This window comes from Staphylococcus sp. GDY8P45P, assembly GCF_017892745.1.
GTDB classification, from domain to species: Bacteria; Bacillota; Bacilli; order Staphylococcales; family Staphylococcaceae; genus Staphylococcus; species Staphylococcus cohnii.
In genome coordinates, this window is the sequence record NZ_JAESLS010000005.1 from 145,903 (window position 1) to 172,265 (window position 26,363).

26 protein-coding genes and 1 riboswitch are annotated in these 26,363 nt (G+C 32.3%); of the genes, 18 read left to right on the plus strand and 8 right to left on the minus strand.

What is annotated here, in order from left to right:
* Positions 1-74 precede the first annotated feature (74 nt).
* The 4 genes from KA873_RS04195 to graF form a co-directional block, all read right to left on the minus strand.
* The gene (locus KA873_RS04195) at positions 75-881 is read right to left on the minus strand and encodes an energy-coupling factor transporter transmembrane component T family protein (protein ID WP_107384855.1); all 807 of its coding nucleotides are present in this window, start codon (positions 879-881) and stop codon (positions 75-77) included.
* A complete protein-coding gene (locus KA873_RS04200) occupies positions 874-2,295 on the minus strand; it encodes an ABC transporter ATP-binding protein (RefSeq protein ID WP_210140171.1) in 1,422 nt (473 codons plus the stop codon). The genes KA873_RS04195 and KA873_RS04200 overlap by 8 nt, the downstream gene beginning before the upstream one ends.
* 12 nt (positions 2,296-2,307) lie before the next feature.
* Positions 2,308-2,883, minus strand: a complete 576-nt coding sequence (locus tag KA873_RS04205; protein WP_019468131.1) for an ECF transporter S component — start codon at positions 2,881-2,883, stop codon at positions 2,308-2,310.
* Positions 2,884-2,957: 74 nt separating this feature from the next.
* A riboswitch (TPP riboswitch) is annotated at positions 2,958-3,059 on the minus strand.
* Between the two features lie 495 nt (positions 3,060-3,554).
* Entirely contained in the window at positions 3,555-3,689 is a 135-nt protein-coding gene (gene graF, locus KA873_RS04210; protein WP_019467642.1) for a glycopeptide resistance-associated protein GraF, read from the minus strand.
* Positions 3,690-3,928: 239 nt separating this feature from the next.
* Here graF and auxA point away from each other — a divergent pair, with 239 nt between their 5' ends.
* The 5 genes from auxA to ptsP all read left to right on the plus strand — a co-directional run bounded on the left by auxA (position 3,929) and on the right by ptsP (position 9,373).
* Positions 3,929-5,230 carry a lipoteichoic acid stability factor AuxA gene (auxA, locus tag KA873_RS04215; RefSeq protein ID WP_107505400.1) on the plus strand — a complete coding sequence of 434 codons (1,302 nt, stop codon included), beginning with the start codon at positions 3,929-3,931 and terminating at the stop codon, positions 5,228-5,230.
* 223 nt (positions 5,231-5,453) lie between these two features.
* Entirely contained in the window at positions 5,454-6,623 is a 1,170-nt protein-coding gene (locus KA873_RS04220; protein WP_210140172.1) for a class I SAM-dependent rRNA methyltransferase, read from the plus strand.
* A gap of 58 nt (positions 6,624-6,681) precedes the next feature.
* Positions 6,682-7,227, plus strand: a complete 546-nt coding sequence (locus tag KA873_RS04225; protein WP_107505182.1) for a DUF697 domain-containing protein — start codon at positions 6,682-6,684, stop codon at positions 7,225-7,227.
* A gap of 162 nt (positions 7,228-7,389) precedes the next feature.
* On the plus strand, positions 7,390-7,656 hold the full coding sequence (locus KA873_RS04230; protein ID WP_019467646.1) for a phosphocarrier protein HPr: 267 nt from the start codon (positions 7,390-7,392) through the stop codon (positions 7,654-7,656).
* 1 nt (position 7,657) lies between these two features.
* A complete protein-coding gene (gene ptsP, locus KA873_RS04235; protein WP_107505179.1) occupies positions 7,658-9,373 on the plus strand; it encodes a phosphoenolpyruvate--protein phosphotransferase in 1,716 nt (571 codons plus the stop codon).
* Positions 9,374-10,021: 648 nt separating this feature from the next.
* Here the strand turns inward: ptsP and KA873_RS04240 are convergent.
* Entirely contained in the window at positions 10,022-10,261 is a 240-nt protein-coding gene (locus KA873_RS04240) for a glutaredoxin family protein (protein ID WP_107384420.1), read from the minus strand.
* Positions 10,262-10,461: 200 nt separating this feature from the next.
* Here KA873_RS04240 and KA873_RS04245 point away from each other — a divergent pair, with 200 nt between their 5' ends.
* The 3 genes from KA873_RS04245 (at position 10,462) to KA873_RS04255 (ending at position 13,579) form a co-directional block, all read left to right on the plus strand.
* On the plus strand, positions 10,462-11,814 hold the full coding sequence (locus KA873_RS04245) for a cytochrome ubiquinol oxidase subunit I (protein WP_019467856.1): 1,353 nt from the start codon (positions 10,462-10,464) through the stop codon (positions 11,812-11,814).
* Positions 11,814-12,830 (plus strand): cytochrome d ubiquinol oxidase subunit II, encoded by a 1,017-nt coding sequence (locus KA873_RS04250; RefSeq protein WP_107384425.1) that lies wholly within the window; start codon positions 11,814-11,816, stop codon positions 12,828-12,830. The genes KA873_RS04245 and KA873_RS04250 overlap by 1 nt, the downstream gene beginning before the upstream one ends.
* 89 nt (positions 12,831-12,919) lie before the next feature.
* The gene (locus KA873_RS04255) at positions 12,920-13,579 is read left to right on the plus strand and encodes a potassium channel family protein (protein WP_019467854.1); all 660 of its coding nucleotides are present in this window, start codon (positions 12,920-12,922) and stop codon (positions 13,577-13,579) included.
* A gap of 260 nt (positions 13,580-13,839) precedes the next feature.
* On the opposite strand, the gene rnjA is transcribed toward KA873_RS04255, so the two are convergent.
* Both rnjA and KA873_RS04265 read right to left on the minus strand, forming a co-directional pair.
* A complete protein-coding gene (gene rnjA, locus KA873_RS04260) occupies positions 13,840-15,699 on the minus strand; it encodes a ribonuclease J1 (RefSeq protein WP_107384419.1) in 1,860 nt (619 codons plus the stop codon).
* A complete protein-coding gene (locus KA873_RS04265) occupies positions 15,699-15,914 on the minus strand; it encodes a DNA-dependent RNA polymerase subunit epsilon (protein WP_019467852.1) in 216 nt (71 codons plus the stop codon). The genes rnjA and KA873_RS04265 overlap by 1 nt, the downstream gene beginning before the upstream one ends.
* 482 nt (positions 15,915-16,396) lie before the next feature.
* On the opposite strand from KA873_RS04265, the gene KA873_RS04270 reads away from it, so the two are divergent.
* On the plus strand, positions 16,397-16,669 hold the full coding sequence (locus KA873_RS04270) for a hypothetical protein (protein ID WP_107505180.1): 273 nt from the start codon (positions 16,397-16,399) through the stop codon (positions 16,667-16,669).
* A gap of 53 nt (positions 16,670-16,722) precedes the next feature.
* Here the strand turns inward: KA873_RS04270 and def are convergent, their stop codons facing one another.
* Positions 16,723-17,274: a peptide deformylase gene (gene def, locus KA873_RS04275; protein ID WP_107384417.1), complete on the minus strand. Its 552-nt coding sequence runs from the start codon at positions 17,272-17,274 to the stop codon at positions 16,723-16,725.
* A gap of 122 nt (positions 17,275-17,396) precedes the next feature.
* Here def and KA873_RS04280 point away from each other — a divergent pair, with 122 nt between their 5' ends.
* The 9 genes from KA873_RS04280 (at position 17,397) to KA873_RS04320 (ending at position 26,363) form a co-directional block, all read left to right on the plus strand.
* The gene (locus tag KA873_RS04280; protein WP_107386106.1) at positions 17,397-18,023 is read left to right on the plus strand and encodes a YkyA family protein; all 627 of its coding nucleotides are present in this window, start codon (positions 17,397-17,399) and stop codon (positions 18,021-18,023) included.
* A gap of 264 nt (positions 18,024-18,287) precedes the next feature.
* The gene (gene pdhA, locus KA873_RS04285; protein ID WP_019467848.1) at positions 18,288-19,400 is read left to right on the plus strand and encodes a pyruvate dehydrogenase (acetyl-transferring) E1 component subunit alpha; all 1,113 of its coding nucleotides are present in this window, start codon (positions 18,288-18,290) and stop codon (positions 19,398-19,400) included.
* Between the two features lie 3 nt (positions 19,401-19,403).
* Positions 19,404-20,381 carry an alpha-ketoacid dehydrogenase subunit beta gene (locus KA873_RS04290; RefSeq protein WP_107384415.1) on the plus strand — a complete coding sequence of 326 codons (978 nt, stop codon included), beginning with the start codon at positions 19,404-19,406 and terminating at the stop codon, positions 20,379-20,381.
* 145 nt (positions 20,382-20,526) lie between these two features.
* Positions 20,527-21,828, plus strand: a complete 1,302-nt coding sequence (locus KA873_RS04295) for a dihydrolipoamide acetyltransferase family protein (RefSeq protein WP_107504728.1) — start codon at positions 20,527-20,529, stop codon at positions 21,826-21,828.
* A 3-nt stretch (positions 21,829-21,831) separates the two neighbouring features.
* On the plus strand, positions 21,832-23,238 hold the full coding sequence (lpdA, locus tag KA873_RS04300) for a dihydrolipoyl dehydrogenase (protein ID WP_019467845.1): 1,407 nt from the start codon (positions 21,832-21,834) through the stop codon (positions 23,236-23,238).
* A 240-nt stretch (positions 23,239-23,478) separates the two neighbouring features.
* The gene (locus KA873_RS04305; protein ID WP_019467844.1) at positions 23,479-23,757 is read left to right on the plus strand and encodes a UPF0223 family protein; all 279 of its coding nucleotides are present in this window, start codon (positions 23,479-23,481) and stop codon (positions 23,755-23,757) included.
* Between the two features lie 164 nt (positions 23,758-23,921).
* Positions 23,922-24,461, plus strand: coding sequence for a helix-turn-helix domain-containing protein (locus tag KA873_RS04310; RefSeq protein WP_107384413.1), 540 nt, complete (start codon positions 23,922-23,924; stop codon positions 24,459-24,461).
* 11 nt (positions 24,462-24,472) lie between these two features.
* Positions 24,473-25,567 (plus strand): ABC transporter ATP-binding protein, encoded by a 1,095-nt coding sequence (locus KA873_RS04315; protein WP_107521389.1) that lies wholly within the window; start codon positions 24,473-24,475, stop codon positions 25,565-25,567.
* A complete protein-coding gene (locus KA873_RS04320; protein WP_107384411.1) occupies positions 25,560-26,363 on the plus strand; it encodes an ABC transporter permease in 804 nt (267 codons plus the stop codon). The genes KA873_RS04315 and KA873_RS04320 overlap by 8 nt, the downstream gene beginning before the upstream one ends.

A 26,363-nucleotide genomic window follows, 5' to 3' on the forward strand; every position in this document is an offset into this window, starting at 1 on the left:
GACAAAGTGGTTTAGTTTTTGTCTTATCTCTATAAATTGGATAGTAATGAATTTTGGATAAAATAAGGTAATCGTTAATATATATTTTTTATACGAACATCGTTTATACCCGTAATCGGTAAGTGAAGTGCTAGGAAATAAGCAACTATCAAAATGATGCTAAAAACGATGATTAATAGAATGTCTTTATACGAGAAAGGCGCATGATAATAATAGGTGCGCGGACCATCTTTAAAACCTTTTTTCTCCATTGCAACAGCAAGTTGATGTGCTTTTCTAATGTTTTGGCTTAAAAGTGGAATAATAAGATGTTTGATTCTGTTTAATATATTGTAATTTTGTTGAGAGATAATTTGATATCTCATTTTTAAAGACTTCCTAAGTTGAACTAAAGAGCTAATCATTAATGGAACCATTCGTATAGCAGCCATAAACGCATAAGCAACTTTGGGTTTAACTTTTAAATGTTGCATAAGACTATAAAAGACCATTACAATTTCAGATGTGAAAGCAATTAAGATACCGAAAAATGAGACGGTTGTTGTACGTAATGCTAAATGTAGCCCTCTAACCAAACTTTCAGTGCTAATTTGAATAAATCCAAATTTAAACAAAATATGTGTACCTTCACCATAAAAAATCATGAATAAAGCTGAAATTAAGCTGAAAGTAATAGTAAAGAAAATAAAAGCAAATGTAATTTTAAATTTTATACCATTGAATAGTAATAAAAATAGGAACATCAATAAGCAAATATAAATCATGTAATCAAATTGATGTACAAATATAACAAAGAAAAACAAAATAACAGCTAATGTTAATTTCGTAATGATATTCACGTCATCCATGAAGGAGTAACGCTTTTTCCACATTTCAAACATGATTATCACCTGCTATCTCTAGTATTTGTTTTTTTCTTACATACAATTTACGTGTAGGATAGCGTGCAATAATCTCAGGGTCATGTGTAACCATAATGATAGTTTGACCATCTTTAACGCGTTGCTGGAATAATTTAATTAAATTAAAAGTATTATGGCTATCTAAACCGAACGTTGGCTCATCCAATAAAATATAGTCTGATGAAGAGCTTAGAGCTATGGCGACACTCAGTCTACGTTTTTGACCGATTGACAATTCGTACGGATGTTGTGATTGTACATCTTCTAAATTTAACATTTTAAGCATTTGTACAGTTTTATCATCAGCTTCTGATATGGAAGGGTAATTGGCTTTGTTTTGGATGAAGATTTCTTTGTAAACCGAATTTGCAATAAATTGAAGTTCAGGATTTTGGTATACAAGATACATATTTTTAGCAGCTTCTTTAATTTTAGTGAGTTTTTTGCCATCAAAAAACATTGTGCCATCATATTTAATGAGCTGCATGATCGATTCTAATAAGGAAGTCTTACCTGAACCGTTTGCACCAGTAATTGTAATCCATTCCCCGCTAGTAACATTGAATTTTGGTATATCAATAAGTATTTGTTTTCTTCTTTTTACAGAACCTTGTTCAAAAAGCAATAGATGATTATCGGCGTTTTGTACATTAGATGGTTGTAAATCGATAGGTGAAGGTGCGTTGTCCCACGCTTTTGGATGCCAAACACCATATTCGGATAAAAGGTGTTCATAGTTTTTTAATATGTCAGCGGGTGAGACATCGCCAATAATGACACCATCATAGTTTAATAATATAACACGATCAATATGTTGCCATATATGTTCTACTTTATGTTCAACTATGATAACAGTTTGGTCTTGCCATAGGGCTTTAATCTTATTCCATAAGTCTTCCGTTGATGGTACATCTAACATCGCTGTTGGTTCATCTAAAAATAAAGTGTCGGCTTGTTGTAATAATGTTTCTGCAATAGCTAATTTTTGTTTCATACCACCACTTAAATTATTGATATATTGGTCTTTATTTACGTTTAAATCTACAGAGTCGAGTGCTGTTTCGATCATGGCATCCATTTTGTGTCGGGGTGTTTGTAAGTTTTCCAGGACAAAAGCGAGTTCTTCATATACTTTTGGCATACAGAACTGACTATCAGGCTCTTGAAAAATAACACCACAATCATGATCAATCTCTAATTTATCGTATTTCATAGGTAAATCAATAAGATTTGGTACGATACCACTTAAAACATTAAGTAGCGTGCTTTTACCTGAACCAGAAGGGCCGAGTATAAGCACTTTTTCTTTATCTTTAATATGAAGTGATAAATTGTCGAATATTTTCTTTTGTCCATTTGGATATTTAAGACGTAGATTTTCAGTGACTATCAACTTTTATGCTCCTTATAAATTGTCATAATCTTTTTGTGTTGCAGGTCTGAATAATTTAGTGACGCCAGTTTGATCTAATATTTTCACAATATAATAGGACAACAATCCAGCCACAACAATACCACTAATCAATCTAAATACGATATAAAGTGTTAAGTTCCAACCCGCAATTTCTCCTAAATAACCATAAGCAAAATCAAGGGGAAGTGTCGCAACAGATGCTAAAAATCCTGCTAACATAGCTACCATTGCCGAACGTGATTTGTATCTAAAAATAGCGAAAATAATTTCACATGCTAATCCTTGAAGTAACGCATAGACCATTGTGGGAATATCAAATCTGCCCATAACAATCGTTTCACCTGCACCTGCTGCAAATTCAGCTAAAATGGCAATACCAGCTTTTGGTATGATCAGGTATGCAACAATTGCGGCCATAAACCACGCACCGTATGTTAATTCTTCTAGATGAAGACCAGAAACCTGCACTGCTTTATATACTAAAGTCCAAATATTATAAACGATTGCAAAAACAACAGCTATAAGTACGGTTACTAAAATTTCTGATAGTTTTAAACCTTTTGACATAAATTCTCCTCCAATAAAAAAACGCACAACCCTCTAGAAGTTGCGCGTTAAATATAGGCATACGGATACCAAAAACATATCACGATACACTTTCCTACGCTAGTTTAATCTAGATCAGGTTCAAAGGGTTTGAGGGTATACCTCATCTCAGTCACAAAACACCCCTAGTGCGAATATTAATTTTTAATTTTAACTATAATGTATGACTTTTAATTAGTTATGTCAAGGTGTATTCACGTTGAAATTAATATTTATAACCTAAATCGTACAACATAACGTAAGGTTAAATAGAGCGCATTAGTTTAAAAATTTGGTGATATGGCTGTGTGTGTTTGGTAGTTAAAAATTGTTTCGTTCAACGTTTGTAATAATAAAAGTAAATATTTAAGGTCAATTACATATCACGATAAATGATATGTGGTGTTTAACTTATGCTGAAGTTTTTCTGTTGTTCAAATACATCTTTGCTAGGATGTTGTATGTTTTGACGCATAGGTAAGATGTTATGAGTGACTAGTAACTGGGATTATGTGGATCATAGATCATATCTTCAGTCAAACATGCACGGTAAAAAACGACATGATATCAAAAAAAGGACTAATCCATTTTTACACAGATTAGTCCTTTTGTGTTAAAAAGCAATACTCATTTAGAAATCAAAAGCGTGTATTTTAATCTAGAGTATCTTGAATATTTTTTTTCGTTTCTTCAGTACTCTCTTCAGCAGATTCTTTTTTATCTTTTAATTTATCTTCAGCTTCTTTTGCTTTTTCAGCTGCTTTTTTATTTAATTCTTCTTTACTCATAGTTAAACACTCCTTCAATATTCAAATTACTTATATTTTCAATATACCACTTCATTTGAAAACTAAACCATAAAGATTTATCGGTATGTATTTCTTTGAATTTGAAATATTTGTTTAATTGATTATGTTTGGTGGAAACTTGACTGTACAACTATTTTCTATCATACTATAGACTTATTTATTGATTTATTAAAGACAAGAACTAAATGTTAATATATAATAACTTTGAGGTGAATGGTATGTCTTTTTTAAAGAAACACGCTGAGATATTATATAGTTATATAATAGGCATCGTTTCGCTCTTCACAGGTCTCATCATTTTAATAAATTTATCTATGATCCATGATTTAAAGGATAAAGGTAAAATCGAATTACATATTCATAATGTTTGGGATTTTATAAATGCATTTTTTGCAGAAATCATAAGAGTTATGAGTAATTATATAGGGAATTTCCCAGTTATAAGTGCAGTGTTAATTATTTTATTTGGTATTGCAGTTATCCTACTTGGATTCACTCTATTAAGAACAACAAGATACGATTATGATGTTTCAATCTTCTTCTTAGTTATAGGAATACTGTTCTTCATTATAACACTTATTTTAATGACACAAGTTTATAGTTTTTTTGCCATCATTTTTATCATCCCATTTGTGATTCATATTGGGTATATTGTATATAAAGATGAATTAAATCCAAATCATAGAAAATATCATTATTTATTAATTATTTTCAGTTATGGCATAAGCTATTTAATTACACAAATCGTGTTATATGGAAGAATAGATAGTGACGAAATCATTCCAATTGATATTTTGAGTGTAAATTCATTCTTTTTATTGATGTGGCTATTAGGTCAAATGTCGATTTGGAACTTCTTGTTTTTAAGAAGGGCACTACCTTTAACAAAACAAGAATTAGGTGAAGAGGAACCTGAATTATCGAGAACAAGCAAAGGTACAGTTACAAACCAAACGAAAGAACATTTGAAAAGTTTACAAGATAAGACAACTGAGTTTACTCGAAAAACACGTAGAAGTGTTGATATTCAAAAATTAAGAGATAAAAAAGACAAATTTATCGAAAAATGGAAGAATATTATTGATATACAAGAGGATGATATACCAAATTGGATGAAAATACCAAAGTGGGTTAAATCAGCTTATGTAGAAATATTTTGTGGTGTTGTATTATTATTCTTTACAATCATAGAATTTAATAATAGAAACGCATTATTTGTTTCAGGTAATTGGGAAATTTCTCAAACACAATATGTGATTGAATGGATTACTTTATTATTATTGATGCTGATTATCATTGCTTATATATTAACGACATTAACAAACTACTTGAGAGATAAATTCTATTATCTGCAGTTATTTATGGTAAGTATATTATTTTTCAAATTGTTCACAGAATTTGTGAATATCATGGTTCATGGTCTTTTATTGTCTATTTTCATTACGCCTATATTGTTTGTGATGTTAATAGCAGTGATTGTATCATTCATTATTAAATTACGTGAACCTTCAAAAGATTAACAAGTAAATATATTTTTAAAAGAACTGGCCTTAGCTATACGCCAGTTCTTTTTTTGTTCATGATTGTAATGGCGCAGAGCACCTGATGATTTTAATGAAAAACGATACAATGTGTGAATTGAGAAAGCATTCAATTACATATAAATGATGTTACTATGATTATTGAGATGATAGAATAAGAAAGCATAAATTATAAAATTAGTAGAAAGGCTGACATATAATTATGAAAACTGCCACATTAAATAAAGGTAAAGAAACGAAATATCTAAATGGATACCCATTAATCGACGAAGATGATGTATTTGCGCATGACCATTTGAAAGAGGGCGATTTATTCTCATTAATCAATGATGAACAAAGCTATATTGCAACAGCATATGTCGGAAGACAACATAAAGGTCTTGGCTGGGTATTAAGTTATGACGAAAACGAAGTGATTAATACTCAATTCTTTGAGAGACTTTTTGAAATTGCTAAACAAGAAAGAGCATATTTTTATAACATTGAGGGTACCAACGCTTTTAGAATTTTTAATGGTGAAGGTGACGGTGTAGGTGGCGTGACAATTGATAACTATAACGGTCACTTTTTAATACAATGGTATTCTAAAGGTATTTATAAATATCGTTATCAAATTTTAAGTGCCTTAAAAAATACCTTTAAATATAATTCTTTATTTGAAAAAATGCGATTTAAAGATGCTCAGATAGCTGGTGGATTTGTTGATGGTGAGGCACCGGAATTTCCTATTGTAATCGAAGAAAATTTCACGTTTTATAATGTTGATTTAAATGATGGTCCTATGACAGGTATTTTCTTGGACCAAAAAGAAGTGCGTAAGAAATTACGAGACCACTTTGCCGAAGATAGATATTTGTTAAATGTGTTTAGTTATACTGGCGCTTTTTCAGTTATCTCAGCAGAAAAAGCCAAAGTGACGACTAGTGTTGATTTAGCTAATAGATCACGTACCTTAACAGAAGAAAATTTTGGTTTAAATGCAATTGATCCAAAAACACAATATATATTTGTAATGGATACCTTTGATTATTTTAATTACGCACGCCGTCATGATTTACTATATGACACAATTGTGATTGATCCACCTAGTTTTGCTAGAAATAAGAAAAAAACATTTTCAGTATTGAAAGATTACGATAAATTAATTTTAGGTGCTTTGGACGTACTTTCACCAGGTGGAACTTTATTATTGTGTACAAACAATAGTACATTTTCATTAAAAGCATTTAAGAAGATGATTAAAGACACTCTAAATAGTGCAGAAGTTGATTTTGAATTATCAGAAGTTATGGGATTACCAAAAGATTTTAAAACACATCCACATTACAAACCTTCAAAATATTTGAAAGCTATTTTTGTAAATATACAGTAATTTCTTTGAAATAGGGTAATCATTTTACAGTACTAGATTTTATCAAGGAGTGAATATCATGAGTTTTAAGAATAAAATAACTAATAACGTAACACAGAAAGTCGGAAATAAAGTTTTAAATATTGAAGATATAAAAAATAAAAGTAGCATACCAACGACGAACATTGAATTGGATGAACGTCGTCAACGTGCCCAAGCTATAGTGAGAAAAAAATCAGTGTTATCTTCGAGTGTGAGTATTGTACCAATACCAGGTCTTGACTTTGGTGTAGATATCAAGCTAATGAGAGATATCATTGAAGATGTTAATAAAATTTATGGCTTAGATCACAAACAAGTTAATTCGATGAGAGAAGATGTAAAAGAACGTATTTTTACAGCAGCTGCAATACAAGGCAGTCAATTTGTCGGTAGAAAAGTATCTAATGCCATATTAAAAGTGGTTATCAGAGACGTTGCAAAACGTATGGCTGCAAAACAGACGAAATGGTTCCCACTTGTAGGTCAAGCCATCTCAGCTTCTATCAGCTATTACTTTATGAAAAAAATCGGCGATGATCATATTGAAAAATGTGAAAAGGTTGCTAAATCTTTAATGGAATAGTGGAGCGTTTTCATAAAAAGAAACAATATTCAATGAATATTGTCATATCATGGGTGCAACGAATTGAATTTATATGTATAATTTGGTAATGTTATTATATAAAACTATGCTAGGTTTTATAATAAACTAACGATTCTAACTATACGAAGGAGACATCATATTATGGAACAAAAATCATATGTAATTATTGACGAAACAGGTATTCATGCACGTCCAGCTACAATGCTTGTTCAAACTGCATCAAAGTTTGATTCAGATATTCAATTAGAATATAACGGTAAAAAAGTTAACTTGAAATCAATCATGGGTGTTATGAGTTTAGGCGTAGGTAAAGATGCTGAAATTACAATCTATGCTGACGGTAGTGATGAAACAGATGCAATGGAAGCGATTACTGATATCTTATCAAAAGAAGGATTAACTAAATAATATGACTAATTATATTAATGGCATTGCTGCTTCAGATGGCGTAGCAATTGCTAAAGCATATTTATTAGTTGAACCTGATCTTTCATACGATAGTGAAAAGATTCAAGATGTCGACGCAGAAATTGCTAAGTTTCAAAATGCTATTGAAACATCTAAAGTTGAATTAACAAAAATCAGAAATAATGCCGAAAAAAATCTCGGCGCTGATAAAGCTGCTATTTTTGATGCACATTTATTAGTCTTGGATGATCCAGAGTTAATTCAACCGATTGAAGACAAAATTAAAAATGAACAAGTTAACGCACCAACTGCGCTTTCTGATGTGACTGGACAATTCATTACTATTTTTGAAGCAATGGATAATGAATACATGAAAGAGCGTGCTGCAGATATTCGCGATGTGTCGAAACGAGCTTTAGCACATATATTAGGTGTGGAGTTACCTAATCCTAGTATGATTGATGAAAGCGTTGTTATTATAGGTAATGATTTAACGCCTTCAGATACTGCTCAATTAAACAAGGAATTTGTACAAGGTTTTGTTACAAATATTGGAGGCAGAACTTCTCACTCAGCAATTATGAGTCGCTCACTTGAAATTGCTGCAGTAGTAGGTACGAAATCAATAACGGAAGAAGTTAAACAAGGTGACATGATTATTGTTGATGGTTTGACTGGTGAAGTGATAATTGATCCTACAGAAGACGAAGTCATTGCATACCAAAACAAACGCGAACGTTTCTTTGAAGATAAGAAAGAGCTTCAAAAATTACGCGATGAAGAAACAACAACTGTTGACGGTGTTCATGCTGAACTTGCTGCTAATATCGGTACACCAAATGATTTAAAAGGTGTAATTGAAAATGGTGCTGAAGGTGTCGGATTATATCGTACTGAATTTTTATATATGGGTAGAGACGAAATGCCAACTGAAGACGAACAGTTTGAAGCTTATAAAAAAGTGCTTGAAACAATGGAAGATAAACGTGTTGTTGTTCGTACTTTAGATATAGGTGGAGATAAGGAACTACCATATTTAAATTTACCAGAAGAAATGAACCCGTTCTTAGGCTATCGTGCAATTCGTTTATGTCTAGATCAACCTGAGATTTTCAGACCACAATTGCGTGCCTTATTACGTGCGTCAGTTTATGGGAAATTAAATATTATGTTCCCAATGGTAGCGACAATCAAAGAATTCCGTGATGCTAAAGCATTATTATTAGAAGAAAAAGAAAATTTAACAAATGAAGGTATTGAAGTATCTGATGATATAGAAGTTGGTATCATGGTAGAAATACCTTCAACAGCTGCATTAGCAGATGTTTTTGCTAAAGAAGTAGATTTCTTCAGTATTGGAACGAATGATTTAATTCAATATACAATGGCTGCAGATCGTATGTCAGAGCGAGTGTCATACTTGTATCAACCATACAATCCAGCAATTTTACGTTTAGTGCAACAAGTGATTAATGCTTCTCATAATGAAGGTAAATGGACTGGAATGTGTGGAGAAATGGCCGGAGATGAAACTGCTATTCCATTACTATTAGGTTTAGGATTAGATGAATTCTCTATGAGTGCTACATCAATTCTTAAAGCACGCCGTCAAATTAAAGGGTTAAGTAAAAATGAAATGGAAGAATTGGCACAAAAAGCAATTAACTGTGCTACTTCTGAAGAAGTACAAGACTTAGTAAGTAATTATACGAAATAAAAAAGATTGGGACACAAATCCCAGAAAAATAGCACTCAGATGATTTAAATCAATTCATCTGAGTGCTTCTTTTTTATTCAATGCTTCGTTTTGTTGGCTCGCTTTCTTAGGGGACAGCTTCAGCCTATAGTCTTCAGCTTGTCCTATTCCCACAAGAGTCTCGCCGAAATACGTCGCATCCATATGTGATTTTACATTCAAATACTTAAAAAATTAGGTCATCATGTATAATCTAATAAACACTATTGAACTATATTAACGAGGTGCCTCATGTATAAAGATTATAATGTGACTCAACTTACACTACCAATGGAACTTCAATTCTTATTCCCACAAATGATATGTCACGACATGCTAATGAAATTGTTGAAATGATTTTTAATGAAAAAGGCAATTTCTATATTATCCAATAGATATTGTCTTTTTCACTTGTTCAAGAACTTTATGTCCTAGACGCTTTTTATAGTTATATTGAAATTTATTTGAATGGTATGGAAATGTATGCGAAGTTGAGTAGTTTTGGAGAATTCACAACTCACTAAATTGTTTATTACAGTTGAAATTAGGTTATGGTTAGTTAACCCGTTTAAAATAGTACATTTAGCATTATTTCAGTTGATTTAGTTAATGTGTTTGTATTTGAGAGGTTTAATGTGTTGTTTCAATATTTAAGGTTTGGTTAATTTTTTCCATATCAACTTGGTACATCGGTTCACCATTCAATAATATAAAAGGTGTTGCAAAAGCATCATAATCAATCATTTCATTTCGATATTGCTGATTAGCGATGTTTTTTTCTATATATTTAAAGCCTTTATCAGTTAAATAGTTTTTAATAAAGGTACAAGGAGGGCAGTCATTCTGTGTGTAAATGATGATATCAGTCATTCAACATCAATCCTTTCTACAAAGTCGTTTTCTATAATAGTAAGTGACTTTTAATTAAAATTCAAGTTATAAAATTGCATGTAATTGGTCATTAATTTGTCACTTAATTCTGAGTTTAACTAATTTTAAAACATAGCCATTGGGTTTATAATGAATGGACGTTGTGATTTTTGTCACAAATAAATTAAAAAGGTGATATTATGGATTCAGTTGAATTAGCTCGTTTTCTAACTGCAATGACACTCGCAGTGCATATCATATTTGCAACAATTGGTGTAGGTGTCCCATTGATGTTTGCAGTTGCTGAGTTTTTAGGGATTAAAAAGAATGATCCTCATTATATAACATTAGCCAAAAGATGGTCTAAAGGTTATACAATTACTGTGGCAGTTGGGGTTGTAACAGGTACGATTATAGGATTACAACTGTCATTATTATGGCCGACATTTATGCAAATGGGTGGCCATGTGATTGCATTACCGTTATTTATGGAAACATTTGCGTTTTTCTTTGAAGCAATTTTCTTAAGTATATATTTATACACTTGGGATAGATTTAAGAGTAAATGGACACATTTTTTAATTAGTATACCAGTGATTATTGGAGGTTCTTTCTCTGCCTTCTTTATTACGGCTGTCAATTCATTTATGAATACACCAGCTGGTTTTGATATTAAGAATGGTAAAATGATAAATGTTGAACCTTGGGTAGCAATGTTTAACGATTCATTTTTAATAAGATCTTTTCACGTTGTAACGACTGCTTTTATGACGATGGCTTTTGTACTAGCTGCCATTGCTGCTTTCAAGTTAGTGAAAAATAAGTTTAAAAAAGATGCAGAATATCATAAAAAAGCATTGAAATTAACAATGATTCTTGGCATTATCTTTACTTTAGGTTCAATGTTAGCAGGAGATTTATCTGCAAAATTTTTACATCAAGAACAACCAGAAAAATTAGCTGCGTATGAGTGGCATTTTGATACGGAATCCAATGCCGATTTAGTACTTTTTGGTTCTTTAAATGAAGAGACACAAGAAGTAACTGGAGCAATTAAAATTCCGAGTCTACTTAGTTTCTTGGCTGACAACAATGTCAATACTAAAGTGAAAGGGTTGGATGAATTTCCAAAAGAATTGCATCCTCCAATGATTGTCCATTATTACTTTGACTTAATGGTGTCAATGGGTGTCTTCTGTTTAATTGTTTCAGCTGCATTTGTACTAACATTATGCTTTAAAAAATTACGGAAATTCACTTATTCAAAACCAATGCTATACGGTGCTTTATTAACAGGACCTGCAGCGATGTTAGCGATAGAGTTTGGTTGGTTCTTAACGGAACAAGGGCGTCAACCTTGGATTGTACGTGGATATCTAAAAGTGGCTGAAGCGGCTACTCAAGCAGGTGGCTTAACACTCGTAACAATATTATTTGGTATATTATATTTAATATTAATTGTTACTTCTTCTTATGTATTAATAAGAATGTTTAAGGATAAACCAGCATATGAAGAATTTGAAGTAACTTCATCGGAAAGAGGTGATGCATGATGGTATTCGCATATATAGGTATCACGGTACTATGGATATTCTTATTTTGTTATATTATTGTTGCATCAATTGATTTTGGTGCTGGTTTCTTTACGCTACACGCTAAAATAACAAAACAAGATAAAAAAATTAATCACTTGATTGCACGTTACCTTAATCCAGTTTGGGAAGTGACGAATGTTTTCTTCGTATTCTTTTTCGTAGGAATGGTTGGTTTTTTCCCAGATACAGCTAAGTATTTCGGTACAGTATTGCTTTTACCAGCATCTATTGCGTTGATATTGTTGTCCATTAGAGGTGGCTTTTATGCCTTTGAAAACTATGGACCAGATACAAAACTACCGTGGCTTGTACTATATGGTTTAGCAGGTTTATTCATACCTGCAGCCTTAGCCACTACTTTAACGATTTCTGAAGGTGGTTATATTACTGGCTCAAGTAACCATTTAGATTTAAATTGGTTTGAATTATTGTTAAGTCCATATTCATGGTCAGTTGTATTTCTTGCAATTATATCCGTACTTTATATTTCGTCTGGATTTTTAACTTATTATGCTTCTAAAGCAAATGATAAACCTGCTTATGGTTTATTAAGATACTGGTTCTTATTTTGGGGACCGCCAATGATTGCTATTTCATTATTTGTATTTCTATCATTAAGATTGCAAAATGAGACGCATTTCTATACAGCAGTATTTGATTATTGGTGGATGTTTGTACTCAGCTTACTATGTTTTGCTGGTGCAATGTTACTTACATTGATGAAAAAGTGGCACGGTTTTGCATTTATCTTAGTAATTTTACAAATGGCTTTTGCGTTCTTCGGCTATGGTGCAAGTAAATTACCATATATTTTATATCCATATATTCGCATAGATGAACATGTTGTTAATAGTGGTATGGCTATTGCTTTAATCATCGCGTTTATTTTAGGTTTACTTTTATTAATTCCATCGCTAATATTATTATTGAGATTATTTGTTTTTGATAAAAAATATGTTGAAGGTAAAAAGTAGACAAATATACTTAAATACAGTAGTAATGTTTATTGTTTAAACTACTAATATTTGATATATTTCAATTATCTTATTTTTGGAGGACGCATATGGATAAAGAATATGTGGTTATAGGTTTAGGTCGTTTTGGTGGTAGTATTGTTAGAGAATTAAATGCCTTAGATATGGATGTCATGGCGATTGATATGGATGAAGCACGTGTGAATGAATATAGTGATATTGCCACACATGCTGTAATTGCTGACACAACCGATGAAGCAGTGATGAAAAGTTTAGGCATTAGAAATTTTGATCACGTTATTGTTGCAATAGGCGAAAATATTCAATCTAGTACGTTAACGACTTTAATTTTAAAAGAGTTGGGCGTTAAGAAAGTAACGGCTAAGGCTCAAAATGATTATCATGCTAAAATTTTAAATAAAATTGGTGCAGATACTGTTGTTCATCCTGAAAGAGATATGGGCAGAAGAATTGCACATAATGTAGCTAGTGCTAGTGTTTTAGATTATTTAGAATTAGCAGATGAACATTCAATAGTAGAAATTAAAGTTAGTGAAAAGATGGCAGGCCAAACAATAATAGAATTAGATATTAGAGCTCAATATGGTATAAGTATTATCGCTATTAAAAGAGGCAGAGATATTATCGTATCTCCAGATCCAAACATAAATATTGAAATTGGAGATATTTTAATTATGATTGGTCATGACAATGACTTAAACCGATTTGAAAAAAAGGTAGTTAGATAAATAATAATATATAAATTAAAGAAGGGATAGGGACAAATCAATGGTGCCCAAACCCTTCTTTTTTAATTCTTAACTGATTTTGTTAACTGGTGATCGCGATGTGAATTATGTATGTGAGATACTGTAGAGGTATACTATATCCTCATCCACAGGCAAAACAATACGTTCAAAATAGCAAGTATTTTAATATAAAAAGCACTCATCCATAGCAAATGGATGAGTGCTTTATTTTGAAAAGTTGATTATATTTTTGGATATGATTACGATTCTGATGATTGATCCGATTGATTATCATCTTTTTTTGGTTTCTGAGTTGTGTTTTTATTATCTTTATTGTTAGAAACTTTTGTGTTTTTGTTTTGAGATTTAGTATTGTGTTTTTTAGTACTGTCTTTTTTTTGATTTGGTTTATTTTGTGGCTTTTTATTTTGAGAAGGTGCATCACCTTCATTTACTTTCATTATCACTGGTAAAATCATTGGCTTACGTGCTGTTTTCTCAAATAAATATGGTTGTAGCGTTTCAATGATTGATGATTTAATTTGATGCCATTGTATTTCTGGATTTTGGTTCAGTTTAGAAATAACATCTGTTTTGATTTTTCTTTGGGCATCATAAATTAATTGACCAGATTCACGCATGTAAACAAAACCACGAGAAATAATGTCAGGGCCTGAAAGTAGTTTGTTTGTTTTAAAGTCTATACTAACGACGACGATGACTAAACCTTCTTCAGACAATAATTTTCTATCTCGAATAACTACATTTCCGATATCTCCAATACCGCTACCATCGACTAGCACATTGCCAGATGGTATTCTTCCAGCTTTTCTAGCTGAATTATGAGTTAAAGCTAAGACGTCACCGATATCAAAGATAAACACGTTGTCTGGTTCTACGCCACATTCAATTCCTGATTGACCGTGTGCTTTTAACATACGATATTCGCCATGAATAGGCAGGAAGAATTTTGGACGTAGTAAGCGTAACATCAATTGTTGATCGCCTTTAGATCCGTGTCCAGATGTGTGAATGTTTGAAACCTTATTGTGTATTACTTCAGCACCAGCGCGATATAATGAATTTATGGTGCGGTTGATACTTTTAGTATTACCTGGAATAGGGGAAGAACTAAATACTACAGTATCTTCTGGAATGATTTTTATTTGTTTGTGTGTACCGTTAGCAATTCTTGATAAAGCTGCCATTGGTTCACCTTGTGAACCTGTACATAAAATGAGTAACTCATGTTTAGGAACACTATTAATTTTGTTTGGTTCTATAAAAGTTTCAGGTGGTGCTTTTATATAACCGAGTTCCATACCAATTTTAATATTGTTTTCCATTGAACGACCAAAAGTTACAATTTTACGGTTGTGTTTAATTGCAGCTTCGACTGCTTGCTGAACACGATAGATATTAGAAGCAAAAGTTGCAAAGATAATTCTACCACTACAATTACGGAATATCTTTTCAACATTTTGGCCCACTTCACGTTCACTTAATGTAAAATCAGGAACTAGTGAGTTAGTAGAGTCTGAAAGTAAACAAAGTACACCTTCTTCTCCGAGTTTCGCCATTTTCGCTATATTTGCTGGTTCACCAACTGGCGTAAAATCAAATTTGAAATCTCCAGTGTGAACAATATTACCTTCTGGTGTATTAACAATAACACCATATGATTCTGGAATACTATGTGTTGTTAAATAGAAAGAAACTTCGAAATGTTTAGATTTGATAACGGAACTTTCTTCAATTTCAATAAGTTTTGTTGTTCTTAACAAGTGATGTTCTTCCAACTTATTTCTGATTAAACCTAAAGCTAATGGTCCACCATATATAGGCACGTTTATTTGTTTTAATAGGTAGGGCACACCACCTATATGGTCTTCGTGGCCGTGTGTTATAAACAGACCAACTATTTTGTCTTGGTTCTGTTCTAAATAAGTAATGTCAGGAATCACGTAATCAATACCTAATAAGTTATCATCAGGGAATTTGATACCTGCATCTATAATTACGATTTCATCCTGATATTCTACGGCATAAGTGTTTTTTCCAATTTCACCTAAGCCACCAAGGGCATAAACCGCAACTTCATTTTTATGAATTTGTTTCATTACTCAGCTTGCTCCACATTAAAGTGATCGGATTGTTTTTCATATTCTAAATGTGCGCCCTCAAGTTTAGTAATAAACTCGATATTGTAATTACGGTCTTTCAAATATCTTCTTACTTGTTCTTCTGATTGAGCTTCAACATAAATAGTTTGTGTGTGTTCTCTAACAACTACTTCTTCTTTGTTATGTTGAAAAAATACTTTAAATACTGCCATTATATCTATTTCCTCCTAAATTTTGGTTAAATTATTTATATAAACCCTGAAATGTATATTATTTTGTGAGCTTCTTAATTTTAAATAAAATGATATTTACTAAAAGTGTATTGAAACTACGTTTTATATAAAGAGAACATACGAGCATTTGCCCAGTATGTTTCTAGGGTCATTTTAAATTCGTTCGTATAGAAAAATACAAATAGAAAGCATTTGTATGTTTTCAGTTATTTCTCATTTTACATGATGTAGTAGAATAAATAAAGCAGTTTTATTTTCTGCTTATACTTAATATGTAGAAAAAAGTGATTCACTATATATAAGGTATTTAACTTAGTAAATTTAAACAAATCATTTTGAAATATTAAATGAATTATCAAATAGCTTGAGTCGATAATAAAAATTAATTATGATTAAAAGGAAATATAATAATTAATAATATAAAGTGAAAAAGTAATAGAGATGAAATGAAGGTGGTTGCTATGGATAAAGTGAAGCGTATTGTTGAAGATATTAAAAATGAAAAACAACGAACTGATAAGGTCTTTCAAGATATCACATTTGAAATACGTGCGGAACAAGTTATCATGTTTTTCAATTACAATGAAATCATTGATACTGTGAATGAAGATCAAAATTATGTAAAGCACAATCATGATCCGGTATTTATTGATATTCAAGAATTAAATGCTTTGAAGAAAGAATTACAAGAATTGAACATCATGTACCATGAAAGAAGAGACGATTTTATGTAAAAAGAACTGTTAGTAAACGTGTGCAATTGCCACATCTACTAACAGTTCTTTTTTTATACTTCTACTGCATCTTCATGAGGTTGCAGTGGATGTTCTGAATCTATGTGATCATAAAACATGATGCCATTAATATGGTCTATTTCATGTTGAACTACAACAGCTGGATAACCTTTTAAACGTAATTTAACATCATTACCATCTATATCTTTCGCTTTAACTGTAACTCTATATTTACGGTGTACTAGTCCTGGTACATTTTCGTCTACACTTAAGCAACCCTCACCAGTAGGTAGATAGGCTTCTTGAATGCTATGACTCATAATTTTAGGATTTACTAACATCAAGTCATAACTTTTACCTTCTCCATCATCTGGTAAATAGACGGCAATCATTTTTTTAGAAATATTGATTTGTGGCGCTGCAAGTCCAACGCCAGAACGAAGACCATATTTATTAGCAGTTTCTTCATCTTGACTATTTATTAAAAATGCTCTCATAGATTTTAATGTCTCTCTATCTTCATCTGATAATGGGACTTCGACATCTTTAGCTTTTTCACGTAGTGTTGGATGTCCATCTCTAATTATATCTTTCATTGTTAACATTTGTTCATACACCTTCCTTAATATAAAATATACCAAAGATTACCAAATAAAATACAGTAATAAATTTGATTTATTAAAATTTATTATATAATATAGCACACGAAAAAGGAGGATTTCTCAAAATGAAATTTAAATATGGTATTGGTGCCATACTAGCTTCCACAGTACTTATAGCTGGATGTACAACTGATAAAGGTGAAATAAAAGATTATAATGAAAAAATACAACAAGCATTCGATGAAGAAAAGCCTGTTTCATCAGTAGGCAAAAAACTTAATGAACTAGAGCAAAAGAAACAAAAGCTAGTGAAAAAAATCAATGGGAAAGACCAACAAGAAGCCAAACAAACTTCTGAAAAAATTGTAGATAATGTTGAAGAAAGACAAAAAGAATTTAAAAAAGAAGAAAATGCGTTAGATAATTCAGAAAAAGAATTTAAAAAAGCACAAAAACATTTAGATAATATTAGTGATGAAGATAAGAAAAAAGAAGTGAAAGAATTAAATGATGCTTTAAAAGATAAATATAAAGCACATGATAACTATGCAAATGCATACAAGAATATTATGAACAAAGAAAAAGATTTATTTGAATATGGAACTCGTGATCAAGCTAACCAAGAAGAAATGAATAAAAAGACAGAAGCTGTATCCAAATCATATAAAACTATGGACAAATCTTTTAATAAATACAAAGATGCAATGGAAAAAGTAAATAAAGAAAAACAAGATGTAGATAATTTAAACTAACTTAAAATGCTATTAATTTGAAATTTAAGGTAAATAACTATAGCATATTAAATGAGGACGCTTACATTCTTTTGGGAGTGGACACTTTGAACCTTGTAAAAAAGATAGTACAGCATGTTTGAAAATAGTGATACAGTTTTAAAACTGTACCTATTTACTGTATTACAGAACTTTTCATATTTGTTTAACAGTGAAACAGTTTTGTGATACAATGTTAAAGGATAAAATGAATTTCTATTATACGGGAAAGGTATGGTGAATTGAATGGCTCCGAAATTGAAAGCCCAATTCGATGCAGAGAAAGTATTGAAAGATACTGAATCTCAATTTGAAATGATCCAAATTTTGGATGAAGACGGTAATATCGTTAATAAAGATCTAGTACCTGATTTATCAGACGAGCAATTAGTAGAATTAATGGAAAGAATGGTTTGGACACGTATTCTTGATCAACGTTCTATTTCACTAAATAGACAAGGGAGATTAGGATTCTATGCACCTACTGCTGGTCAAGAAGCTTCACAATTAGCTTCTCAATATGCATTAGAACAAGAAGACTTTATTCTTCCTGGTTATCGTGATGTTCCACAATTAATTTGGCAAGGTCTGCCATTAACTGAAGCATTTTTATTCTCTAGAGGTCACTTTAAAGGAAATAGAATGCCTGAAGGTGTTAATGCACTAAGCCCACAAATTATTATCGGCGCACAATACGTACAAACAGCTGGTGTTGCACTTGGACTTAAAAAACGTGGGAAACAAGCTGTAGCAATCACATATACTGGTGATGGTGGTTCTTCACAAGGTGATTTCTATGAAGGTATTAACTTCGCTTCAGCTTACAAGGCGCCAGCAATTTTTGTAATTCAAAATAATAACTATGCGATTTCTACACCACGTAGTAAACAAACAGCTGCTGAAACTTTAGCTCAAAAAGCTATCTCAGTAGGTATTCCTGGTATACAAGTAGATGGAATGGATGCACTTGCAGTATATCAAGCGACTAAAGAAGCGCGTGATCGTGCTGTAAACGGTGAAGGTCCAACACTTATTGAAACAATCACTTATCGTTACGGTCCACATACAATGGCTGGAGACGATCCAACGAAATACAGAACTTCAGACGAAGATTCTGAATGGGAGAAAAAAGATCCATTAGTTCGTTTCAGAAAACATCTTGAAAATAAAGGTCTATGGACTGAAGAGAAAGAAAACGAAGTAATCGATCGTGCGAAAGCTGAAATTAAAACTGCTATTAAAGAAGCGGATAATACAGAAAAACAAAAAGTTACAGACTTAATGGAAAATATGTATGAAGAAATGCCTCAACATTTAGCAGAACAATATGAAATCTATAAAGAGAAGGAGTCGAAGTAACCGATGGCACAAATGACAATGGTTCAAGCGATTAATAATGCGCTTAAAACCGAATTACAAAATGATGAAAATGTCTTACTTTTCGGTGAAGACGTCGGTGTTAACGGTGGTGTATTCCGTGTAACTGAAGGATTACAAAAAGAATTCGGTGAAGACCGAGTATTTGATACACCTTTAGCAGAATCTGGAATTGGTGGCTTAGCTCTAGGCTTAACTACACAAGGTTACCGTCCAGTTATGGAAATCCAATTCTTAGGATTCGTATTTGAAGTATTTGACTCTGTTGCAGGTCAAATTGCGCGTACACGTTTCCGTTCTGGTAACTCAAAACAAGCACCAGTAACTATCCGCGCCCCATTTGGTGGTGGTGTACACACACCTGAATTACACGCAGATAATTTAGAAGGTATCTTAGCTCAATCACCAGGATTGAATGTAGTCATCCCATCTAGTCCTTATGATGCAAAAGGATTATTAATTTCTGCAATTAGAAGTAACGACCCAGTTGTATATTTAGAGCACATGAAATTGTATCGTTCTTTCCGTGAAGAAGTGCCTGATGAAGAGTATACAATTGAAATCGGCAAAGCGAGTGTCAAACAAGAAGGTAATGACATTACATTAATCGCTTATGGTGCCATGGTACAAGAATCATTAAAAGCTGCTGAAGAATTAGAAAAAGATGGTCATTCAGTGGAAGTTATTGATTTACGTACGGTACAACCAATCGACTTAGAAACGTTAGTTGCTTCAGTAGAAAAAACTGGACGTGCAGTCGTAGTTCAAGAAGCACAACGTCAAGCTGGTGTTGGAGCTACAGTTGCTTCAGAATTAGCAGAGCGCGCAATTCTATCATTAGAAGCACCAATTGCTCGTGTAGCTGCTGCTGATACCGTTTATCCGTTTACTCAAGCTGAAAATGTTTGGTTACCAAACAAAAACGATATCGTTGAAAAAGCAAAAGCAACATTAGAATTCTAATAAATATTAATAAGTTTGGGATAGCTTTTAAAATGTTATCCCAACTTCATTGATTAATAATAAAACAGCATGAGATTGCGAATCATAAGTTTCGTTCTCATTTTCTAATTTTTGACTAAATATGAATTTTTAGGAGGATAATAACGTGGCATTTGAATTTAAATTACCCGATATTGGTGAAGGTATCCACGAAGGTGAAATTGTAAAATGGTTTGTTAAAGCTGGAGATACTATCGAAGAAGATGATGTTTTAGCTGAAGTTCAAAATGACAAATCTGTAGTAGAAATTCCATCACCTGTGTCAGGTACAGTGGAAGAAGTACTTGTAGATGAAGGTACAGTTGCTGTTGTCGGAGATACAATTGTTAAAATTGACGCGCCTGATGCAGAAGATATGGAATTTAAAGGTAGCGATAGTAGTGAATCTACAGATGAAGCTGAAGCAGAACCTGCTAAAGAAGAAAGTTCTGAAGCAGCGGCAACTACACAATCATCAGCTGATGAAGATGTAGATGAAAATAAACGTGTTAAAGCTATGCCTTCAGTGCGTAAATATGCACGTGAAAATGGCGTAAACATTAAAGCAGTTGTAGCTTCAGGTAAAAATGGACGTACAACTAAAGAAGATATTGATGCATACTTAAATGGAGATGCAAGTGCAGCTTCAACTGAAAGTGCAAGTGAAACTGCAGAAGAAACTTCTGCGAGCACAGCACAATCAGCGCCAGTTTCTAGTGAAGGTGAATTCCCAGAAACAACAGAAAAAATCCCTGCTATGCGTAAAGCAATCGCAAAAGCAATGGTTAATTCTAAACACACTGCACCTCACGTAACTTTAATGGATGAAATTGATGTTCAAGAATTATGGGATCATCGTAAAAAATTCAAAGAAGTTGCGGCTGAGCAAGGTACTAAATTAACATTCCTACCTTATGTAGTGAAAGCTCTTGTTTCTGCACTTAAGAAATATCCAGCACTAAACACAGAATTTAATGAAGAAGCTGGAGAAATTGTACACAAACATTATTGGAATATTGGTATTGCAGCTGATACAGACAGAGGTTTATTAGTACCTGTTGTCAAACATGCTGACCGTAAATCTATGTTCCAAATTTCAGATGAAATTAATGAATTAGCTGTAAAAGCACGCGATGGCAAATTAACTTCAGATGAAATGAAAGGTGCTACTTGTACTATTAGTAATATTGGATCAGCAGGTGGACAATGGTTCACACCAGTTATAAATCACCCAGAAGTAGCTATCTTAGGTATTGGTCGTATCGCTCAAAAACCTATCGTTAAAGACGGAGAAATTGTAGCTGCGCCAGTATTATCATTATCATTAAGCTTTGACCATAGACAAATCGATGGTGCTACTGGACAAAATGCAATGAACCATATCAAGCGTTTATTAAATAATCCAGAATTATTATTAATGGAGGGGTAAAACATGGTAGTTGGAGATTTCCCAATTGAAACAGATACTATTGTAATCGGAGCAGGACCTGGAGGATATGTTGCAGCAATTCGTGCAGCACAATTAGGTCAAAAAGTAACAATCGTTGAAAAAGGCGAATTAGGCGGTGTATGTCTTAACGTTGGATGTATTCCATCAAAAGCATTATTACACGCATCTCACCGTTATGATGAAACTAAAAACTCTGAAAATTTAGGTGTTATTGCTGAAAGTGTTTCACTTAAATTTGACAAAGTTCAAGAATTCAAACAATCAGTTGTTAAGAAATTAACAGGTGGTGTTGAAGGATTATTAAAAGGAAATAAAGTAGAAATCGTTAAAGGTGAAGCTTATTTCGTAGATAACAATAGTTTACGTGTTATGGACGAGAAGAGTGCTCAAACTTATAACTTCAAACATGCAATCATTGCAACTGGTTCAAGACCAATTGAAATTCCTAATTTCGAATTCGGTAACCGTGTTATTGATTCAACTGGTGCTTTAAATTTACAAGAAGTTCCTGGTAAATTAGTAGTAGTTGGTGGCGGTTATATCGGTTCAGAACTAGGTACTGCATTTGCAAACTTTGGTTCAGAAGTTACGATTTTAGAAGGTGCTAAAGATATCTTAGGCGGCTTCGAAAAACAAATGACACAACCTGTTAAAAAAGGCATGAAAGAAAAAGGCGTTGAAATTGTTACTGAAGCAATGGCTAAATCTGCTGAAGAAACAGATAACGGTGTTAAAGTAACTTATGAAGTTAAAGGTGAAGAACAAACGATTGATGCTGATTATGTATTAGTTACTGTTGGTCGTCGTCCAAACACTGATGAATTGGGCTTAGAAGAATTAGGTCTTAAATTCGCAGATCGTGGATTATTAGAAGTAGACAAACAAAGCCGTACTTCTATCGACAACATTTTTGCAATTGGTGATATCGTTCCTGGGCTACCATTAGCTCATAAAGCGAGCTATGAAGCAAAAGTAGCTGCTGAGGTTATTTCTGGAGAAGCATCAGAAGTGGATTACATTGGTATGCCTGCTGTATGTTTCACAGAACCAGAACTAGCACAAGTAGGTTACACTGAAGCGCAAGCGAAAGAAGAAGGATTAGAAGTTACAGCTTCTAAATTCCCTTACGCAGCAAACGGTCGTGCATTATCATTAGATGACACAACTGGTTTCGTTAAATTGTTAACACTTAAAGAAGATAATACACTAGTTGGTGCACAAGTAGTTGGTACTGGTGCTTCTGACATTATCTCTGAATTAGGCTTAGCAATAGAAGCTGGTATGAATGCTGAAGATTTAGCATTAACTGTACATGCTCACCCAACATTAGGTGAAATGTCTATGGAAGCTGCTGAAAAAGCTTTAGGATTACCAATTCATACAATGTAATAAATTAATAAGTATAAATAGTTACACTTTAGATGTTTTATCTTAAATGGTTATGGAAGTAATGAACGATATTACTGTTCTAGTGTTTTCAAATCATTGTATAAATGTTTAAAGCTTACAACAAATATATAGGGGCGGGAATAAGGAATCAATTTATTATATTTTGATTTCTGTCCCGCTCTTTTTTTACATCTTTTAAAATTTTGGTAACTATTTGTTAATTAAAGGGAGGATAAGTATATGGAATATTCATATCCGATTGATCTTGAATGGACAAATGAAGAAATGATGCAAGTGGTTGCTTTTTTTAATGCTATTGAAAAATACTATGAATCAAAAGTTGAAGGTAAAGTACTGTTAGAACGTTACAATCAATTTAAAAAAATAGTTCCAGGTAAAGCTCAAGAAAAGCAAATATTTAAAGAATTTGAAAAACAAAGCGGCTACAATAGTTACAAAGTAGTAAAATCAGTCAAAGATGCGTCAAATCAAAAATATTTTAGTTCAAAACAAATTTAACTATTGTCATCTTAGCTATATTTTGATATTTTTATTAAGCACTAAACAAAATGTTTGATAAAAGTAAACAAAATATAGTTTTTTTGTATAAATAATGCTCACGTTTTGGTTAACTATTGTTCCTTTAATGTGCAAAATAAGAAATTATAAAATAAGGTGACAGAATGAAGATTGGAAAAAAATTAAAGAATCTTAGAAATATTAAGCAACTCACTCAAGGTGAGCTGGCAGAGCGTACAAATTTATCTAAAGGATATGTTTCTCAAATTGAAAGTGAACATGCCTCGCCAAGCATGGAAACTTTTTTTAATATTTTAGAAGTATTAGGTACTACCCCTCGTGAATTTTTTTACGATTCAGCAAATACTAAGGTGTTATATAAGAAAAATGAACAAATTCATTATGATGAATCTGATAAAGGATATTTACTAAACTGGCCAATCACACAATCGAATAACTTTGAAATGGAACCATTAATACTTACTTTAAAACCTAATGCGTCATATAAAAGTTTTGATCCATCAGATTCCGATACATTTATATATTGTCTACAAGGTGAAGTTTCGCTTTTATTAGGAAGTGATTATTATCACGCTGAAGAAGGGGATGCGTTATATTTTAAAGCAAACCAAATACATAGATTAAAGAACCTTACGTCACAGGATGTGAAAGTTCTGGTTGTTGCTACAGCATCATATTTATAGGAGGACAATACATGAACCCTTTATTGACATTCCAATCAGTAAGTAAAGCTTATGATGGAACACAAATATTAGATAATATAGATTTGAATATTGAGTCTGGACATTTTTACACATTATTAGGCCCTTCTGGTTGTGGGAAAACTACAATTCTGAAATTGATTGCAGGCTTTGAACAAGTTGATCATGGACAAATCGTTTATCAAGGAAAATCGATTAATCAAGTTCCTGCTAATAAGAGAAAAGTAAATACTGTTTTTCAAGATTATGCTTTATTTCCGCATTTGACTGTATTTGATAATATCGCATTTGGATTAAAAATAAAAAAATTAAATAAGGAAGTAATTAAAGCTAAAGTGCAAGAAGCTTTGAAATTAGTGAAATTAACTGGTTTTGAAAATAGAATGATAGATGGCATGAGTGGTGGACAAAAGCAACGAATTGCGATTGCGCGTGCTATCGTAAATGAACCTGAGATTTTACTTTTAGATGAATCATTATCGGCATTAGATTTAAAATTAAGAACTGAAATGCAATATGAATTAAGAGAGATTCAATCTAGATTAGGTATTACTTTTATTTTTGTGACTCATGATCAAGAAGAAGCATTGGCACTGAGTGATTATATATTTGTTATGAAAGATGGGAAAATACAACAATTTGGTACACCCACTGATATTTATGATGAACCAGTAAATCGTTTTGTTGCTGATTTTATTGGAGAATCTAATATTTTGAAAGGTACAATGGTCAAAGATTATATTGTTAATATTTACGACCAAGCATTTAAGTGTGTCGATATGGGAATTCCTAGTCAACAACAAGTTGAAGTCGTAATCAGACCAGAAGACATTGCGTTAGTAACCCCTAATGAAGGATTATTTGAAGTGACTGTTGATTCCATGTTATTTAGAGGTGTACACTATGAAATCAATTGTGTAGATAGAAAAGGTTATGAGTGGATGGTGCATTCTACAAAGAAAACTGAAGTAGGTAGCAAAGTAGGTTTGTTTTTTGAACCAGAAGCGATTCATATTATGGTGCCGGGCGAAACCGAAGCAGAGTTTGATGAACGTATTAATAGCTATGAGGTTAATGATAATGCGTAAAATAAACAGATTTTTATTTATACCATATATCTTATGGATGGTTTTATTTATCGTTGTGCCAGTCATTTTGCTAATTTATTTCTCAATGATTGATATACATGGTCATTTTAGTTTAGATAATTATAAACAAATGCTGACACCAAAGTATTTTTTGATGATATGGGACTCTATATTGTACGCTGTGTTAATTACGATGACTACGTTGCTTATTAGTTATCCAGCAGCATACTTTATTCGTACAGCAAAATATCAGAATTTATGGTTATTGGTATTAATTATACCCACTTGGATTAATTTACTTCTAAAGACCTATGCATTTATTGGCTTGTTCAGTCATGATGGTATTATCAACCGAATATTATATAGTTTGCATTTACCTAAAGCGGAACTTTTATTTACAGGTCCTGCCTTTATAATTGTAGCCAGTTATATTTATATACCATTTATGATTTTACCAATTTTTAATAATATGAAGGACATACCAAATAATTTATTACAAGCCTCAAGTGATTTAGGCGCTAGTCGACTAATGACATTTAAAAAAGTAATTATGCCTTTGACAAAACGTGGCGTATTAACAGGGGTGCAAGTTACATTTATTCCTGCGCTTTCTTTGTTTATGATCACAAGGTTAATTGCTGGTAATAAAGTCATTAATATTGGAACAGCGATTGAGGAACAATTTCTTGTAATTCAAAACTATGGGATGGGTTCAACTATTGCGTTGTTTCTCATTCTCTTCATGGCTTTTGTCCTAATCATTACAAATAAAAAATCTACAAATGGAAAAGGGTGA

Bases quoted from the DNA above. Each gene is read 5' to 3' on its own strand.
- KA873_RS04195 (WP_107384855.1), bottom strand. From the start codon at position 881: ATGTTTGAAATGTGGAAAAAGCGTTACTCCTTCATGGATGACGTGAAT.
- KA873_RS04205 (WP_019468131.1), bottom strand. From the start codon at position 2,883: ATGTCAAAAGGTTTAAAACTATCAGAAATTTTAGTAACCGTACTTATA.
- graF (WP_019467642.1), bottom strand. From the start codon at position 3,689: ATGAGTAAAGAAGAATTAAATAAAAAAGCAGCTGAAAAAGCAAAAGAA.
- auxA (WP_107505400.1), top strand. From the start codon at position 3,929: ATGTCTTTTTTAAAGAAACACGCTGAGATATTATATAGTTATATAATA.
- KA873_RS04220 (WP_210140172.1), top strand. From the start codon at position 5,454: ATGAAAACTGCCACATTAAATAAAGGTAAAGAAACGAAATATCTAAAT.
- KA873_RS04225 (WP_107505182.1), top strand. From the start codon at position 6,682: ATGAGTTTTAAGAATAAAATAACTAATAACGTAACACAGAAAGTCGGA.
- KA873_RS04230 (WP_019467646.1), top strand. From the start codon at position 7,390: ATGGAACAAAAATCATATGTAATTATTGACGAAACAGGTATTCATGCA.
- ptsP (WP_107505179.1), top strand. From the start codon at position 7,658: ATGACTAATTATATTAATGGCATTGCTGCTTCAGATGGCGTAGCAATT.
- KA873_RS04240 (WP_107384420.1), bottom strand. From the start codon at position 10,261: ATGACTGATATCATCATTTACACACAGAATGACTGCCCTCCTTGTACC.
- KA873_RS04245 (WP_019467856.1), top strand. From the start codon at position 10,462: ATGGATTCAGTTGAATTAGCTCGTTTTCTAACTGCAATGACACTCGCA.
- KA873_RS04250 (WP_107384425.1), top strand. From the start codon at position 11,814: ATGGTATTCGCATATATAGGTATCACGGTACTATGGATATTCTTATTT.
- KA873_RS04255 (WP_019467854.1), top strand. From the start codon at position 12,920: ATGGATAAAGAATATGTGGTTATAGGTTTAGGTCGTTTTGGTGGTAGT.
- rnjA (WP_107384419.1), bottom strand. From the start codon at position 15,699: ATGAAACAAATTCATAAAAATGAAGTTGCGGTTTATGCCCTTGGTGGC.
- KA873_RS04265 (WP_019467852.1), bottom strand. From the start codon at position 15,914: ATGGCAGTATTTAAAGTATTTTTTCAACATAACAAAGAAGAAGTAGTT.
- KA873_RS04270 (WP_107505180.1), top strand. From the start codon at position 16,397: ATGGATAAAGTGAAGCGTATTGTTGAAGATATTAAAAATGAAAAACAA.
- def (WP_107384417.1), bottom strand. From the start codon at position 17,274: ATGTTAACAATGAAAGATATAATTAGAGATGGACATCCAACACTACGT.
- KA873_RS04280 (WP_107386106.1), top strand. From the start codon at position 17,397: ATGAAATTTAAATATGGTATTGGTGCCATACTAGCTTCCACAGTACTT.
- pdhA (WP_019467848.1), top strand. From the start codon at position 18,288: ATGGCTCCGAAATTGAAAGCCCAATTCGATGCAGAGAAAGTATTGAAA.
- KA873_RS04290 (WP_107384415.1), top strand. From the start codon at position 19,404: ATGGCACAAATGACAATGGTTCAAGCGATTAATAATGCGCTTAAAACC.
- lpdA (WP_019467845.1), top strand. From the start codon at position 21,832: ATGGTAGTTGGAGATTTCCCAATTGAAACAGATACTATTGTAATCGGA.
- KA873_RS04305 (WP_019467844.1), top strand. From the start codon at position 23,479: ATGGAATATTCATATCCGATTGATCTTGAATGGACAAATGAAGAAATG.
- KA873_RS04310 (WP_107384413.1), top strand. From the start codon at position 23,922: ATGAAGATTGGAAAAAAATTAAAGAATCTTAGAAATATTAAGCAACTC.
- KA873_RS04315 (WP_107521389.1), top strand. From the start codon at position 24,473: ATGAACCCTTTATTGACATTCCAATCAGTAAGTAAAGCTTATGATGGA.
- KA873_RS04320 (WP_107384411.1), top strand. From the start codon at position 25,560: ATGCGTAAAATAAACAGATTTTTATTTATACCATATATCTTATGGATG.